This is a genomic window from Burkholderia sp. L27(2015), from assembly GCF_009765705.1.
Classification (GTDB): Bacteria; Pseudomonadota; Gammaproteobacteria; order Burkholderiales; family Burkholderiaceae; genus LMUX01.
This window is the reverse complement of sequence record NZ_LMUX01000012.1, coordinates 42,447-56,680: the sequence shown is the minus strand read 5'-3', so window position 1 is coordinate 56,680 and position 14,234 is coordinate 42,447. Positions and strand designations below refer to the sequence as shown.

14 protein-coding genes and 1 pseudogene are annotated in these 14,234 nt (G+C 58.8%); all 15 read left to right on the top strand.

The window, feature by feature from the left end; all coding sequences use genetic code 11:
• Positions 1–231 (top strand): annotated as a pseudogene (locus GSQ77_RS07460) (ABC transporter ATP-binding protein); the annotation flags it as partial.
• Positions 232–399: 168 nt separating this feature from the next.
• The gene (gene mnmG, locus GSQ77_RS07455) at positions 400–2,382 is read left to right on the top strand and encodes a tRNA uridine-5-carboxymethylaminomethyl(34) synthesis enzyme MnmG (protein ID WP_158900624.1); all 1,983 of its coding nucleotides are present in this window, start codon (positions 400–402) and stop codon (positions 2,380–2,382) included.
• A gap of 89 nt (positions 2,383–2,471) precedes the next feature.
• Positions 2,472–3,104, top strand: a complete 633-nt coding sequence (gene rsmG, locus GSQ77_RS07450; RefSeq protein ID WP_254067508.1) for a 16S rRNA (guanine(527)-N(7))-methyltransferase RsmG — start codon at positions 2,472–2,474, stop codon at positions 3,102–3,104.
• Entirely contained in the window at positions 3,101–3,655 is a 555-nt protein-coding gene (locus GSQ77_RS07445; protein WP_216854862.1) for a lipocalin family protein, read from the top strand. Before rsmG ends, GSQ77_RS07445 begins: the two co-directional genes overlap by 4 nt.
• Before the next feature lie 62 nt (positions 3,656–3,717).
• Positions 3,718–4,488, top strand: a complete 771-nt coding sequence (locus tag GSQ77_RS07440) for a ParA family protein (protein ID WP_158900620.1) — start codon at positions 3,718–3,720, stop codon at positions 4,486–4,488.
• Positions 4,489–4,510: 22 nt separating this feature from the next.
• The gene (locus GSQ77_RS07435; RefSeq protein ID WP_158900618.1) at positions 4,511–5,419 is read left to right on the top strand and encodes a ParB/RepB/Spo0J family partition protein; all 909 of its coding nucleotides are present in this window, start codon (positions 4,511–4,513) and stop codon (positions 5,417–5,419) included.
• Positions 5,364–6,617 carry an SLC13 family permease gene (locus GSQ77_RS07430; RefSeq protein ID WP_158900616.1) on the top strand — a complete coding sequence of 418 codons (1,254 nt, stop codon included), beginning with the start codon at positions 5,364–5,366 and terminating at the stop codon, positions 6,615–6,617. Before GSQ77_RS07435 ends, GSQ77_RS07430 begins: the two co-directional genes overlap by 56 nt.
• A gap of 390 nt (positions 6,618–7,007) precedes the next feature.
• Positions 7,008–7,532 carry an ATP synthase subunit I gene (locus GSQ77_RS07425; RefSeq protein WP_158900614.1) on the top strand — a complete coding sequence of 175 codons (525 nt, stop codon included), beginning with the start codon at positions 7,008–7,010 and terminating at the stop codon, positions 7,530–7,532.
• 126 nt (positions 7,533–7,658) lie between these two features.
• On the top strand, positions 7,659–8,510 hold the full coding sequence (gene atpB, locus GSQ77_RS07420) for a F0F1 ATP synthase subunit A (protein ID WP_158900612.1): 852 nt from the start codon (positions 7,659–7,661) through the stop codon (positions 8,508–8,510).
• Positions 8,511–8,597: 87 nt separating this feature from the next.
• A complete protein-coding gene (gene atpE, locus GSQ77_RS07415; RefSeq protein WP_158900610.1) occupies positions 8,598–8,888 on the top strand; it encodes a F0F1 ATP synthase subunit C in 291 nt (96 codons plus the stop codon).
• Between the two features lie 119 nt (positions 8,889–9,007).
• Positions 9,008–9,478 (top strand): F0F1 ATP synthase subunit B, encoded by a 471-nt coding sequence (locus GSQ77_RS07410; protein ID WP_158900608.1) that lies wholly within the window; start codon positions 9,008–9,010, stop codon positions 9,476–9,478.
• A gap of 2 nt (positions 9,479–9,480) precedes the next feature.
• The gene (locus tag GSQ77_RS07405) at positions 9,481–10,014 is read left to right on the top strand and encodes a F0F1 ATP synthase subunit delta (protein WP_158900606.1); all 534 of its coding nucleotides are present in this window, start codon (positions 9,481–9,483) and stop codon (positions 10,012–10,014) included.
• A 118-nt stretch (positions 10,015–10,132) separates the two neighbouring features.
• Positions 10,133–11,674 (top strand): F0F1 ATP synthase subunit alpha, encoded by a 1,542-nt coding sequence (gene atpA / locus GSQ77_RS07400; protein WP_158900604.1) that lies wholly within the window; start codon positions 10,133–10,135, stop codon positions 11,672–11,674.
• Between the two features lie 66 nt (positions 11,675–11,740).
• A complete protein-coding gene (gene atpG, locus GSQ77_RS07395) occupies positions 11,741–12,658 on the top strand; it encodes a F0F1 ATP synthase subunit gamma (RefSeq protein ID WP_158900602.1) in 918 nt (305 codons plus the stop codon).
• Positions 12,659–12,752: 94 nt separating this feature from the next.
• A complete protein-coding gene (atpD, locus tag GSQ77_RS07390) occupies positions 12,753–14,144 on the top strand; it encodes a F0F1 ATP synthase subunit beta (RefSeq protein WP_158900600.1) in 1,392 nt (463 codons plus the stop codon).
• Positions 14,145–14,234 lie beyond the last annotated feature (90 nt).

Sequence of the window (14,234 nt, the reverse complement as noted above, 5' to 3'; positions counted from 1 at the left end):
CCGTTGATCGTGAAGGAGATCATGCACATCATCGCGAAGCTGCGCGAGACGGGGGTGGCGACCTTGTTGATCGAGCAGAACGCGCGGGCCGCGCTTCAGGTGGCCGACTACGGCTACGTACTGGAGACCGGTGAGCTGGCGCTTGAAGGCCCCGCTCATGAACTCGCCCATAACCCCAGGGTCATCGATACCTATCTGGGATTGGCGAAAAAACCCGTTCCCGTCCCCTAAATAAGCCACTCAGGCTCGTTTATCGAGTCGTGTTTCACGTGAAACACGACCTCTCCCGATGCGTTTCGATCAAGTTACGGCTGGCGTCTACCGATAGCCGTTATAATTCGGCCATATGTTTACCGGAGATTCGCGCCCCAGCCACTCGGCACGACGCGCGAAATAGCGATGCTTTATCCCACAGAATTCGACGTGATCGTTGTCGGCGGCGGCCACGCTGGCACCGAAGCGGCGCTTGCCGCGGCCCGTATGGGCTGCAAAACGCTGTTACTTACCCACAATATCGAAACATTAGGCCAGATGAGCTGCAATCCGTCGATCGGCGGGATTGGCAAGGGCCATTTGGTCAAGGAAGTCGACGCACTCGGCGGCGCAATGGCGGCTGCGACGGACGAAGGCGGCATCCAGTTCCGGATTCTCAATTCCTCCAAAGGCCCCGCGGTACGCGCCACGCGCGCTCAGGCCGATCGTCTTTTGTATAAGCAGGCAATTCGCCATCGGCTCGAAAATCAGCCTAACTTGTGGTTGTTCCAGCAATCAGTCGACGACCTGATGGTCGAGGGCGACCGCGTTGTCGGCGCAGTCACGCAGGTTGGCATCCGTTTTCGCGCCGGCGCGGTCGTATTGACGGCCGGGACATTTCTGGATGGCAAGATTCACGTGGGCTTGAATAACTACACCGGCGGCCGCGCAGGTGATCCAGCTGCGGTGTCATTGTCGGCCCGGCTAAAGGAATTGAAGCTGCCGCAGGGCCGTCTGAAAACCGGTACGCCGCCGCGCATCGATGGTCGAAGCATCGATTTTTCGGTACTTGAAGAGCAGGCCGGGGATCGGGATCCGGTCCCCGTGTTCTCATTTCTTGGCCGTAGCGAGCAGCACCCGAAGCAGGTCCCTTGCTGGGTCACGCACACGAACGAGCACACTCACGACATTATTCGTGGTGGCCTCGATCGCTCACCGATGTACACGGGCGTGATCGAAGGGGTCGGCCCACGCTATTGCCCGTCGATCGAAGACAAAATTCACCGTTTTGCCAGCAAGAACTCGCACCAGATTTTTCTGGAGCCCGAGGGTCTGACGACGAATGAATACTATCCGAACGGTATATCGACCAGCTTACCGTTTGATGTTCAACTAGCGCTAGTGCGCTCGATGCGTGGACTGGAGCAGGCGCACATTTTGCGGCCGGGCTACGCGATCGAATACGACTATTTTGATCCTCGCGGACTAAAGGCCTCCTTGGAGACCAAGGTCATCGCTGGGCTATTCTTTGCAGGCCAAATCAACGGCACGACAGGTTACGAAGAAGCTGCTGCACAAGGCTTGCTGGCGGGTATCAACGCTGGGCGATTGGTGCGAGGGTTGGAAGCATGGAGCCCACGCCGAGATCAGGCGTATTTAGGCGTTTTGGTCGACGATCTTGTGACAAAAGGCGTATCGGAACCGTATCGAATGTTTACCAGCCGCGCGGAGTATCGTCTCAGTCTTCGTGAGGACAATGCGGACATGCGTTTGACCGAGATTGGCCGCGAACTCGGGGTGGTGGATGACCATCGTTGGGATATATTTTCGCGCAAACGCGATGCTGTTTCACGTGAAACAGAGCGATTGAAGTTGAGCTGGGTCAATCCTAAGTCACTACCAGCAGACGAGGCCGTGCGCCTGCTCGGGAAGGCCATCGAGCACGAATACAGTCTCGCCGATTTGTTGCGTCGTCCCGAAGTGACTTATTCGGCATTGATGGCATTGCAACAGGGCGCATTTTTGCCGCAGCCTCCACTGGACGATAGCGATCCGGTTCTCCACCAGCAGATCGAAGAGCAGATTGAAATCAGTATCAAATATCAAGGCTATATCGAGCGACAAGCTGACGAAATCGAGCGCCACGGAGCGAACGAAAATATGCGTCTTCCGGAGAACCTCGACTACGCCGAGGTACGCGGCTTGTCATTTGAGGCTCGCCAAAAATTGACAGCGGTGAAACCGGAAACGATTGGGCAGGCTTCTCGGATTTCCGGCATGACGCCGGCCGCCATTTCGCTGCTCATGGTTCATCTGAAAAGGCGTCTGGGTCGCTCGTCGCGCGATGGCGGTGCCGAGACTAACGAGAGCGACGACGGGCTCGGTCTTCCGCAGGTTCTCAGTCAATGACGAGTTACGACGCGGGTTCCATGGCTCGATCGACAAATTCGCGCGGAGGGGCTCCCGGGGGGGCTCCAACACGCAACCAACTGGCGGGCATGTTGGCTGAAGGCGTCCAGTCTATTGGTATCTCAGTCGACGAAGCCCAGCAAGCTCAACTGCTGGATTATCTCGAATTGCTCTCGAAGTGGAATGCCGTCTACAACCTTACGGCGATCCGCGATCCGCGGCAGATGCTGATCCAGCATGTGCTCGATTCGTTGGCCATTGTGCCGCATCTGGCGCCGCGGGGCCCCTCGTCGGCGCTCGACGTGGGCACGGGCGGTGGCCTGCCGGGTATCGTCATGGCAATCGCGATGCCAGACTGGCGCATCACCCTAAATGACATCGTCCACAAGAAAACCGCGTTTTTGACCCAAGCAAAAGGCTTGCTGCGACTCGCCAATATCACCGTGGTCACAGGAAGGGTAGAGACGTTGCGACCGGGAACAGAAGTGGTTGCGCCTTTCGACGTCATCGTTTCACGTGCATTTGCTGAATTGGTCGATTTCGTTACTGTCGCCAGACACCTTGTTGCGCCACGCGGAGCGATGTGGGGCATGAAAGGCGTGCGACCCGACGCGGAAATCGAGCGGCTTCCCGAAGACGTGAGGGTCGAGCAATTGGTACGTCTGGATGTGCCGTTTCTGGGCGCAGAGCGGCATCTGGTTGAAATGACGATAAGGGCATGATGAAAAACGCGCTGACTGTAATTGCATTGACGATAGGCATGGCCAGCACAGCGGCGTCGGCGCTTACCCCGGCACCGTTGCAGCCGGTGCCGGCGCTGGACATTACGCGCTACGAAGGCAAATGGTTCGAGATTGCGCGCCTGCCAAATTCGTTTCAACGCGACTGCATGGGCAGTGTGACTGCGCAGTATGAACCCCTGTCCAATGGCGCGATAAGTGTGGTCAACTCCTGTCGCAAAGCCGACGGCACCATAGACCATGCGTCGGGTGTGGCTCGTCCCGACCGTGCCGATCCGGCTGCTACAGCCAAGCTGCAGGTGCGCTTCGCCCCCGCGTGGTTGAGTTGGGTGCCCTTCGTGTGGGGACGGTACTGGGTGGTGGTGCTCGACCCCGACTATCGCTATGCCGTAGTGAGCGAGCCCGACCGCAAATATTTGTGGATCTTGTCGCGCACACCGATCATGGAAGTCGCCACGTATGATGCCTTGCTCTCGCGTGTCGCAGCCATGGGCTTTGACACGTCCCAATTGATAAAAACGATACAACCCTGAATCGCGTTTGCTGGATGCGATCAATAGTTCAAAGCCACCGCCCGGATAAGGAAAACATATCAATGACCCGAATTTTTTGCGTCGCCAACCAGAAGGGCGGAGTCGGTAAGACCACCACCACGGTAAATTTGGCGGCGAGCCTGGCGGGGCAGCAGCAGCGAGTTTTATTGATCGATCTGGACCCGCAGGGCAACGCGACGATGGGTAGCGGCATAGACAAGGCGGCCTGCGAAACGACGATTTACCAGGTGCTGCTCGGGCTGGCGAAAATCTCGGAAGCGCGGGTGCGCGCCGAAGGCGCCGGCTACGACGTCGTACCGGCCAACCGCGAGCTGGCTGGCGCCGAGGTCGAGCTGGTCGGTATCGAGCAGCGCGAGCGTCAACTCAAACGCGCGCTGGTCGATATCACAGCCGAATATGATTTCATCCTGATCGATTGCCCACCGGCCTTGTCCTTGTTGACGCTGAACGGCTTATGCGCCGCCCACGGCGTAATTATCCCGATGCAGTGCGAATATTTCGCGCTCGAAGGGCTCTCCGACCTGGTCAATACGATCAAGCAAGTGCACGCTAATTTGAACCGCGATTTGAAAGTGATAGGCTTGCTGCGCGTCATGTTCGACCCGCGCATTACCTTGCAGCAACAAGTCTCGGATCAATTGAAAGACCATTTCGGCGATAAAGTGTTCGACGCCGTCATCCCGCGCAATGTGCGGCTTGCCGAGGCGCCCAGCTATGGGTTGCCGGGCGTTGTGTTCGACCGGGCTTCGCGCGGTGCGCAAGCCTATATCCAATTTGGCGCCGAGATGATTGCGCGCGTCGAGAAGCTGTGACCTCGTCAATCCGGGAATCGAAATGAAAGCAGCTGTGAAAAAGAAGGGCCTGGGCCGCGGTCTCGAGGCATTGCTGGGCAGTAGCGTGGACGTGACGGACTTGGCTCGCCCGGAAGGGGAGCCCACCGTGTTGTCGCTGGACCGCTTGCAACCGGGCAAATATCAGCCGCGCACACGTATGGACGAGGGCGCCTTGCAGGAGTTGGCGGCCAGTATTCGCGCGCAAGGGCTGATGCAGCCGGTGCTAGTGCGAAGAGTAAGCACTGACTCCGAAGGCGACCGGTTCGAGATCATCGCCGGTGAGCGGCGCTTCCGCGCGGCGCGCATGGCGGGCCTACACGAGGTGCCGGTGCTGGTCAGGGATGTACCCGATCAGGCCGCAGCGGCGATGGCGCTGATTGAAAACATTCAGCGCGAAGATCTTAATCCGCTCGAAGAAGCGCAGGGCATTCAGCGCTTGATCGACGAATTCAACTTTACCCACGAAGAAGCCGCGGAAGCGGTCGGACGCTCACGTAGCGCGGTTTCCAACCTGCTACGGCTGCTGCACCTGGCTCAGCCGGTGCAAACCATGCTGCTCGCCGGCGACCTCGACATGGGGCATGCGCGGGCCTTGCTGGCGGTCGATGCCGCGAGCCAGATCACAATGGCGCATCAGGTGGTGAACAAGCGCATGTCGGTGCGTGATACCGAAAAGCTGGTGACGACCGCACTCAAATCCGCGCAAGCTGACGCTTCGGCGCGCCCGGTCAAGTCCGGAGGGCGCGACCTGGAGCGTCTTGAGGAGGAGCTGTCCGACGCACTGGCGGCCAATGTCAAAATCAAGCTGGGCCGCAAAGGGCGCGGTACGCTGACCATCGATTTTGGCAATCGCGATGCGCTGGAAGGCATCATCGACCGCTTGCGTACCGACCGCGCCGAAAGCGCCTGACGCCGTCCGCGTGACATCGGTGCCGTCCAAACGCGTTGCCCCTGTGCGGCTATCGCGGCATGTCGCGCTCTGGACGAGGCGCTGGATAACGGGCGAGCCGGTGCTGGCCATCCTGCTGCTGGCGTTCATCATATTGGAAGTGCTGCGCCCTCAGACGCCGCCAGCGTTGATGGGCCTGGTCGACTGGCCAACGATAGTGACACTGGCCGGCCTGCTGATGCTGACCAAGGCTATCGAATTTTCGGGCGCGCTCGATTGGCTGGCGCGCCGGTTGCTGCAGCGAGTTCACACGCAGCGCGGTCTTGCATGCTTGCTGGTGTTGCTGGCCGCGGGCCTCGCGACGCTACTCACCAACGATGTTGCACTGTTCGCGGTGGTGCCGCTCGCGCTCTCGCTGCACAGGCTCACACCGCTGCCGATCAAACGCCTGGTGATTGCGATCGCGCTCGCGGTCAACGCGGGTTCGGTGCTCACGCCGCTGGGCAATCCCCAAAATCTGTTTCTCTGGCAAAGCAGCGGCGTCTCGTTTCTAGCGTTCACCTGGGCCTTGGCGCCGCTGGCCGGCGTGTTGATGCTGATGCTCGTACTGCTGACGATATTTCTGTTTCCCCCCAAGAAGTTTGCCCTACCCACGGGAAGTGGTTCCGCTCCCCATACGCTCGCGCACCCACCGCTCGATATCCCGTTGATCTGCGTGACGGGCCTGGCCTTCATCGCTTTCGTGGTCTTGGCGGATCTGCGTCATGAATTGATCGCCTGGTCCTTGGTGTTGGTGGGGTATGGATTGTGGCGCCGCAATGCCGTACTGAAAATCGACTGGCTGCTGCTGTTGATTTTCGTACTGATGTTCATCGTGCTGCGCGGCGTGGCGGCGTTGCCCGTCATTCTTGGCTTGCTGGCGGGCGTCGATCTACGAGCGCCGCTGCGGGTGTATCTCGCCGCAGCGCTATTGTCGCAGGGCATCAGCAACGTACCGGCGACCATTTTGCTGGCCGAATTCACCCGCAACTGGCACGCGCTGGCGTATGGGGTGAGCGTCGGAGGGTTCGGTGTCGGAATCGGCTCGCTCGCGAATCTGATCGCCATCCGCCTGGCAGGCGAACGCGGCATCTGGGGACCTTTCCATGCGATCTCGCTGCCGTTTTTTGTGTTCGCGACGGGCGCGGGGGCGGGCCTGCTGTTTTACCTGGGTAAGTAAGTCAACCCGTAAGCCAACCCGTGAGTCAACCCATTGAACTAGCCCTTGCATTAGTCACGTCTGAAAAGCCGTTGTGCTGATGCTACAGCTTTTTCCGCCACGGCAAGTGGGCCGCCAGAGCGCTCCCGCGCAGGGGTGCGTAGGACCCTGTTGACTCGATATTTGCGCCGTTTGTAAGGTGCTCAGAATTCGTCTTACAGGGTCGTAAAAAAAACCAAAACCGACCAAAGCGCATGACCGATCGGGACCGAAAAACAGCCATACCCAAGAAGCGATTTGCGGGTGTAAAGTCTTGAATCGGCAGTAAGAATCGCTTACAATCGCTCCGATTTATCAGTTTGATGGGCCCGAAAGCCTTGTGTAAGGCGTGGGCCGGACTAAGGAAGTACGATGACGCGTGAAGTACATGGCGTGCCGCCCGTTGGGCCGTCCGCCGAACAGGACGCGCGCGGCAACCCCGATGTTCGGACAATATACCGCCAAGACCAATGGGACGTCGAGCAAGACAATAATATCGTTCCGCTCACCCGGGCTGAGGCAGAGAAGCTGTTTGGTCCGGATGTGAGTCGTCCATCTCGCGTTACGCCACTAAAAGTGGTGGTCGCGCAAATGGTTTTGTCCCTGGTTGTGACACTGGTGTGGTGGTTATTCGACCGCCAGGGACCTGTCGCGCTGTCCGCACTGTTGGGTGGCGCAATTTGCTGGATCCCGAGTTGCTTGTTCGCATTGGGTCTGAAACGCGTGAAGCGTCCGACCTTGATGACCCTGATAGGGGGTGCCGCGATCAAGACGGGGATAACGGTTGCGCTGTTCATTGCACTGGCTTGGACCTATCACGACGTTCGCTGGATACCGCTGTTGGTGACGTATCTGGTCGCGCTCAAGACGTATTGGGTTGCGATGGCGGTTAAATGAGGGCTTGTTACACGTGGCTTGTCGGCGTGGCTTGTAGGTGCGCGCGTCCCGCTTTCGCGGCATGCGCCTGATAAGCCGAGAGTCGGCAGGCTAAAGAATTTCACTATTGTTGGGGTGTCTGAACAAATGACAGTTAGCGTCGAAACGCATCCGGTTGATCCGTCCGAGTATATAACGCACCATCTGACTTTCTTTTCCAACAAACCTCAGACGAGCGTCATCGATTTTTCCGTCGTCAATTACGACACGCTGTTCTGGTCGATTGCGATGGGTCTGCTAACCCTTGCGATTTTGTGGGCAGCGGCACGTCGCGCCACCCCGGGTGTACCCAAGCGTTTCCAGTGCGCAATCGAGATGCTGGTCGAGCTGGTGGAAGACCAATCGAAATCGATGGTTCATGGCACCCGCACGTTTATCGCACCGCTGGCGTTGACCGTGTTCGTCTGGGTTGCGCTGATGAATTCGCTCGACTTGATCCCGGTCGATTTGCCGGGGCGCGTCATCGGCTGGCTTGGCCTGTCCGAGGCCATTCCGCATCACCGCATCGTGCCGACGGCCGATCTGAACGGCACGTTCGGTATCGCGCTGGGCGTGTTCCTGCTGATGATTTTCTACAGTATCAAGATCAAGGGCCTGGGCGGCTGGCTGCATGAGCTGGTGTCGGCGCCGTTCGGTGCGCATCCGTTGCTGTGGATCCCCAACCTGGGCCTCAACATCATTGAATATGTCGCCAAGACGGTTTCGCTCGGCATGCGGTTGTTCGGCAACATGTATGCCGGCGAGTTGCTGTTTTTGCTGATCGCGCTGCTGGGCGGCATATGGGGCTTCGGCGCCGACTTTACGGTGCTGGGTTTCGTCGGACATGTGATTGCGGGCAGCGTTTGGGCTATCTTCCACATTCTGATCGTGTTGCTGCAAGCGTTCATTTTCATGATGTTGACGCTGGTCTATCTGGGTCAAGCGCACGACAAGCACTGAGCATTGCGAGAGTGCCGGTGCGTGAGTTTTTATTTGGTTTCGTGTTTTTAAATTTAAGTTTTTAAGACTTTTCTCAAAGGAGTAATCATGCAAGCTTTGATCGCCAACATCCAGGGTCTGACTGCCCTCGTTCAGGGTCCGACCGCTATCGGTATCGGCATCATTATCGGTTTGGGTGCTTGCGGCGCATGTATCGGTATCGGCATGATGGGTGGCAAGTACATTGAAGCAAGTGCGCGCCAGCCGGAACTGATGAACGTGCTGCAAACGAAGATGTTCTTGCTGGTTGGCCTGATCGATGCGGCATTCCTGATCGGCGTGGGTATTGCAATGTTGTTCGCGTTCGCCAACCCGCTGTTGTCGAAGCTCGCGGGCTGATTTGTCGGACAAAGCGGAGCCTAGGGGCTCGCGCAGGGGGAGGGGCGTGGTCGAGCATGTTTTCATCGACGCTGGCCACACCGTCCGCATCCGATAATGCACTACAGTAAGGAAACACCGTGAATCTAAACGCAACATTGTTTGCGCAAATGTTCGTGTTTCTGATCCTTGCGTGGTTCGCGATGAAATTCGTGTGGCCACCGCTGATCAAGTCCCTCGACGAGCGCGCGCATAAAATCGCCGAAGGACTGGCCGCTGCCGAAAAAGGCAAGGCCGAACTCGAAGACGCTCATAAGCGTGTCGACACCGCACTGGCAGACGCACGTGCCGAAGGTCAGCAACGCATCGCCGATGCTGAGCAACGGGCGCAAAACGCCGCGGAAGAAATTCGTCGCAATGCGCAAGCGGAAGCAGCACGTATCGTGGCCCAGGCGAAAGCCGAAGCCGACCAGCAAATGGTAACGGCACGCGAAACGCTGCGTGGCGAAGTTGCCGCGCTGGCGGTCAAGGGCGCCGAGCAGATCCTCAAGCGTGAAGTTAACGCCCAGGAACACGCTGGCCTGCTGAACCAATTGAAAGCAGAGCTCTGATCATGGCCGAACTTGCAACCATCGCCCGTCCGTACGCCGAAGCGTTGTTTCGTGTGGCCGAAACCGGCGACCTCGCCGCCTGGTCGGATCTCGTGCAGGATCTGGCGCAGGTTGCGGGCCATCCCGAAGTGCAGTCGCTGGCGTTGAGTCCCAAAGTGAGTCGCGACGCCGTGGCCGATCTGATGCTGTCCGTCGTGAAAGCGCCGGTGCCCGCCCAGGTCCAGAACTTCGTGCGCATGATCGTCGCCAACCACCGGATCGAAGCGCTGCCGGAAGTGGCGGTGCAGTTCGAAGCATTGAAGAATGCGCTTGAAGGCGCGGCCGACGTAGAAATCGTGAGTGCCTTCCCGCTGGAAGGGTCGCTGCTGGATGAACTGGTCGTCGGGCTGGAGCGCAGGTTCAAGCGCAAACTCAAGCCCGCTGTCTCGGTTGATGCGTCGTTGATTGGCGGCGTGCGCGTGACAGTTGGCGACGAAGTACTCGATACCTCCGTGCGTGCGCAGCTCGCCAGGATGCAAGTGGCGCTGACGGCCTGATGGGCCATCGCCACTCGAGCGTGAAGCTGCGCCCCAGGAAGGGGCTGGCCAGGCCGATGGGCGGTGCCGGATTCAGGTAATACGCAGGCAACAGCAGAATTGACTATCAGGAGCGAAAATGCAACTCAACCCCTCTGAAATCAGCGAGCTGATCAAGAGCCGGATCCAGGGTCTGGAAACCGGCACCGATGTTCGCAATCAGGGAACCGTCATCTCCGTGACCGACGGTATCATCCGCATCCACGGCCTGTCCGAAGTGATGCAGGGTGAAATGCTGGAATTCCCGGGCAACACGTATGGTCTGGCACTGAACCTCGAGCGTGACTCCGTGGGCGCCGTGATTTTGGGCGAATACGAGCACATTTCCGAAGGCGATACCGTCAAGACGACGGGCCGCATTCTGGAAGTGCCGGTCGGCCGCGAACTGATCGGCCGTGTGGTCGATGCGCTCGGCTTGCCGATCGATGGTAAAGGCCCGATCAACGCGAAGGAAACCGACGCTATCGAAAAGATCGCTCCGGGCGTGATTTGGCGTAAGTCGGTGTCCCAGCCGGTGCAAACCGGCCTGAAGTCGATCGACGCGATGGTGCCGATCGGCCGCGGACAGCGCGAATTGATCATTGGCGACCGTCAGTGCGGCAAGACCGCAGTGGCAGTCGACGCGATCATCAACCAGAAAGGCAAGAACCTGACGTGTATCTACGTCGCGATCGGCCAGAAGGCTTCGTCGGTCATGAACGTGGTGCGCAAGCTCGAAGAGCACGGCGCGATGGAATACACGATTGTCGTGGTTGCGACCGCTTCGGATTCGGCCGCGATGCAGTTTATCGCTCCTTACTCCGGCTGCACGATGGGCGAATACTTCCGCGATCGCGGTGAAGACGCGCTGATCGTGTACGACGATTTGACCAAGCAGGCTGTCGCGTATCGTCAGATCTCGCTGCTGCTGCGCCGTCCGCCGGGCCGTGAAGCTTACCCGGGCGACGTGTTCTACCTGCACTCGCGTTTGCTCGAGCGTGCGGCTCGCGTCTCGGAAGACTACGTCGAGAAATTCACCAAGGGCGCGGTCAAAGGCCAAAGCGGTTCGTTGACGGCTCTGCCCGTGATCGAAACGCAAGCTGGCGACGTGACGGCATTCGTGCCGACCAACGTGATTTCGATTACCGACGGCCAGATCTTCCTGGAAACCGACTTGTTCAACGCAGGTATCCGCCCGGCTATTAACGCCGGTGTTTCGGTATCGCGCGTCGGTGGTGCAGCGCAGACCAAGGTCGTGAAGAAATTGTCCGGCGGTATTCGTACCGACTTGGCCCAGTATCGTGAACTGGCCGCGTTCGCGCAGTTCGCATCGGATCTGGATGAGGCGACCCGCAAGCAGCTCGAGCGTGGTCGTCGCGTGACCGAACTCCTGAAGCAGCCGCAGTATCAGCCGCTGCAGGTGTGGGAGCTGTCGGTTGCGCTGTTCGCCGCCAACAACGGGTACATCGACGACATCGAAGTCAAGGATGTGCTGCCGTTTGAGAAAGGCCTGCGCGAATATCTGAAGGCCAGCCATGCGGATCTGATCAATCGTATCGAAGACCAGAAGGACTTGTCGAAGGACGATGAGGCTGCGTTGCATACGGCACTCAAAGACTTCAAGAAGTCCGGCGCTTACTGATCCGATTTTGCGAACGGACATCGAGAGTGCCCGGAGCAACGGGCCTCTCGGCTAGAGGAGTAGGCAATGGCGGGAATGAAGGAAATCCGCGGCAAGATCAAGAGCGTGCAAAACACGCGCAAGATCACCAAGGCGATGGAAATGGTCGCGGCGTCGAAAATGCGCCGTGCACAGGAACGCATGCGCGCAGCGCGTCCGTACGCCGACAAGGTTCGCGAAATAGCCGCGCACATGAGCAAGTCGACGCCCGAGTATCGTCACTCGTTCATGGTCCATCACAAGGACGCGCGTACGAGCGGCATCATCATGGTGACGACCGACAAGGGGTTGTGTGGTGGTTTGAACACCAACATCAGCCGTGCCGTGCTGGCCAAGTTCAAGGAACTTGAGCAGCGTGGCGTGACCGTCGAAGCGACCGCAATCGGTAGCAAGGGCTTCGGTTTCCTCAACCGGTTTGGCGCCAAAGTGGTGTCGCACGTGGTGCAACTGGGCGATACGCCGCATTTGGAACGGCTGATCGGTGCGGTCAAGGTTCAGCTCGACGCGTATGCGCAAGGCCGACTTGAAGGGGTGTACCTGGCCTATACCCGCTTCGTCAACACGATGAAGCAGGAAGCCGTGATCGAGCAACTGCTGCCGCTGACCGACGAAATGTTCGCAGCAAAAAGCGACACGCAAGCGCCGGCCAAAGCCGACGCAAGCGCGCCGGGAACGCCGCGCTATTCGTGGGATTACATCTACGAGCCAGACGCCCAAGCGGTAGTTGACGATTTGCTGATGCGTTACGTCGAGGCGCTGGTGTATCAGGCCGTGGCGGAAAACATGGCGTCCGAGCAATCGGCGCGGATGGTGGCAATGAAGGCGGCATCCGACAATGCCAAGACAGTGATCAGTGACTTGCAGCTCGTCTACAACAAGAGCCGGCAGGCCGCGATTACGAAGGAATTGTCCGAAATCGTCGGTGGCGCAGCAGCTGTTTCGTAATACGCGCCAGGCACCCGTTTAGCAATGCGCATTGAGCGCTGATTGCGCCCATGATGGTAACGAATTAAGTATCCGAAAGGAAAAAGGAAAAGCGATGAGTACTGCGATAGTGGAAGGCAAAATCGTACAGTGCATCGGCGCCGTGATCGACGTGGAATTTCCGCGCGACCATATGCCGAAAATCTATGACGCGCTCGTAATGGAAAGCTCCGAACTGACGCTCGAAGTCCAGCAACAACTGGGCGACGGCGTGGTGCGGACCATCTGTCTGGGCTCGTCGGAAGGTTTGCGCCGTGGGTTGAAGGTAACGAATACGGGCGCCGGGATCTTGGTGCCGGTCGGCACCCCGACCCTGGGCCGCATCATGGACGTGCTGGGCCGTCCGATCGACGAAGCAGGTCCGATCGACCAGACCACCACGCGTGCGATTCACCAGAAAGCGCCGAAGTTCGAAGAACTGTCGCCGTCGACCGAACTGCTCGAAACCGGCATCAAGGTGATCGACCTGATCTGCCCGTTTGCCAAGGGCGGCAAGGTGGGTCTGTTCGGTGGCGCCGGTGTGGGCAAGACCGTCAACATGATGGAATTGATCAACAACATCGCCAAGGCGCACGGTGGTTACTCCGTGTTTGCCGGCGTGGGCGAGCGTACCCGTGAGGGCAACGACTTTTACCACGAGATGAAAGACTCGAACGTGCTCGACAAAGTGGCGCTCGTGTACGGCCAGATGAATGAGCCGCCGGGTAACCGCTTGCGCGTCGCATTGACCGGCCTGACGATGGCTGAGCACTTCCGCGACGAAGGCCGCGACGTGCTGTTCTTCGTCGACAACATCTACCGTTTCACGCTGGCCGGTACTGAAGTGTCGGCACTGCTGGGTCGTATGCCGTCGGCCGTGGGCTATCAGCCGACGCTGGCTGAAGAAATGGGCCGCTTGCAGGAACGGATCACGTCGACCAAGCTCGGTTCGATCACCTCGGTGCAAGCCGTGTATGTGCCTGCCGATGACTTGACCGACCCGTCGCCTGCGACCACCTTCGGTCACTTGGACGCAACCGTCGTGCTCTCGCGTGACATCGCCTCGCTGGGTATCTACCCGGCCGTCGATCCGCTGGATTCCACCTCGCGCCAGATCGACCCGAACGTGATCGGTGAAGAGCACTACTCGATTACCCGCCGCGTGCAGGTGACCTTGCAGCGCTACAAGGAATTGCGCGACATTATCGCGATTCTGGGTATGGACGAACTGGCACCGGAAGACAAACTGGCTGTTGCGCGTGCGCGTAAGATCCAGCGTTTCCTGTCGCAGCCGTTCCACGTCGCTGAAGTGTTCACGGGTTCGCCGGGCAAGTATGTACCGCTGAAGGAAACCATCCGTGGTTTCAAGATGATCGTCGACGGTGAATGCGATCATCTGCCGGAACAGGCGTTCTACATGGTCGGCACGATCGACGAAGCTTTCGAAAAAGCCAAGAAGATCCAGTAAGGAAGAGTGTGAGTTGTACCCGGCGGCGTGCGACGTAGAGTAGTCGCTGCGCACACCTCGCCGGACCACGCGCTCAACCAGGAGTCGGGA

Excerpts from the sequence above, each read along its gene's own strand:
- mnmG (WP_158900624.1), top strand. The coding sequence starts at position 400 with ATGCTTTATCCCACAGAATTCGACGTGATCGTTGTCGGCGGCGGCCAC.
- rsmG (WP_254067508.1), top strand. The coding sequence starts at position 2,472 with ATGTTGGCTGAAGGCGTCCAGTCTATTGGTATCTCAGTCGACGAAGCC.
- GSQ77_RS07445 (WP_216854862.1), top strand. The coding sequence starts at position 3,101 with ATGATGAAAAACGCGCTGACTGTAATTGCATTGACGATAGGCATGGCC.
- GSQ77_RS07440 (WP_158900620.1), top strand. The coding sequence starts at position 3,718 with ATGACCCGAATTTTTTGCGTCGCCAACCAGAAGGGCGGAGTCGGTAAG.
- GSQ77_RS07435 (WP_158900618.1), top strand. The coding sequence starts at position 4,511 with ATGAAAGCAGCTGTGAAAAAGAAGGGCCTGGGCCGCGGTCTCGAGGCA.
- GSQ77_RS07430 (WP_158900616.1), top strand. The coding sequence starts at position 5,364 with ATGCGCTGGAAGGCATCATCGACCGCTTGCGTACCGACCGCGCCGAAA.
- GSQ77_RS07425 (WP_158900614.1), top strand. The coding sequence starts at position 7,008 with ATGACGCGTGAAGTACATGGCGTGCCGCCCGTTGGGCCGTCCGCCGAA.
- atpB (WP_158900612.1), top strand. The coding sequence starts at position 7,659 with ATGACAGTTAGCGTCGAAACGCATCCGGTTGATCCGTCCGAGTATATA.
- atpE (WP_158900610.1), top strand. The coding sequence starts at position 8,598 with ATGCAAGCTTTGATCGCCAACATCCAGGGTCTGACTGCCCTCGTTCAG.
- GSQ77_RS07405 (WP_158900606.1), top strand. The coding sequence starts at position 9,481 with ATGGCCGAACTTGCAACCATCGCCCGTCCGTACGCCGAAGCGTTGTTT.
- atpA (WP_158900604.1), top strand. The coding sequence starts at position 10,133 with ATGCAACTCAACCCCTCTGAAATCAGCGAGCTGATCAAGAGCCGGATC.
- atpG (WP_158900602.1), top strand. The coding sequence starts at position 11,741 with ATGGCGGGAATGAAGGAAATCCGCGGCAAGATCAAGAGCGTGCAAAAC.
- atpD (WP_158900600.1), top strand. The coding sequence starts at position 12,753 with ATGAGTACTGCGATAGTGGAAGGCAAAATCGTACAGTGCATCGGCGCC.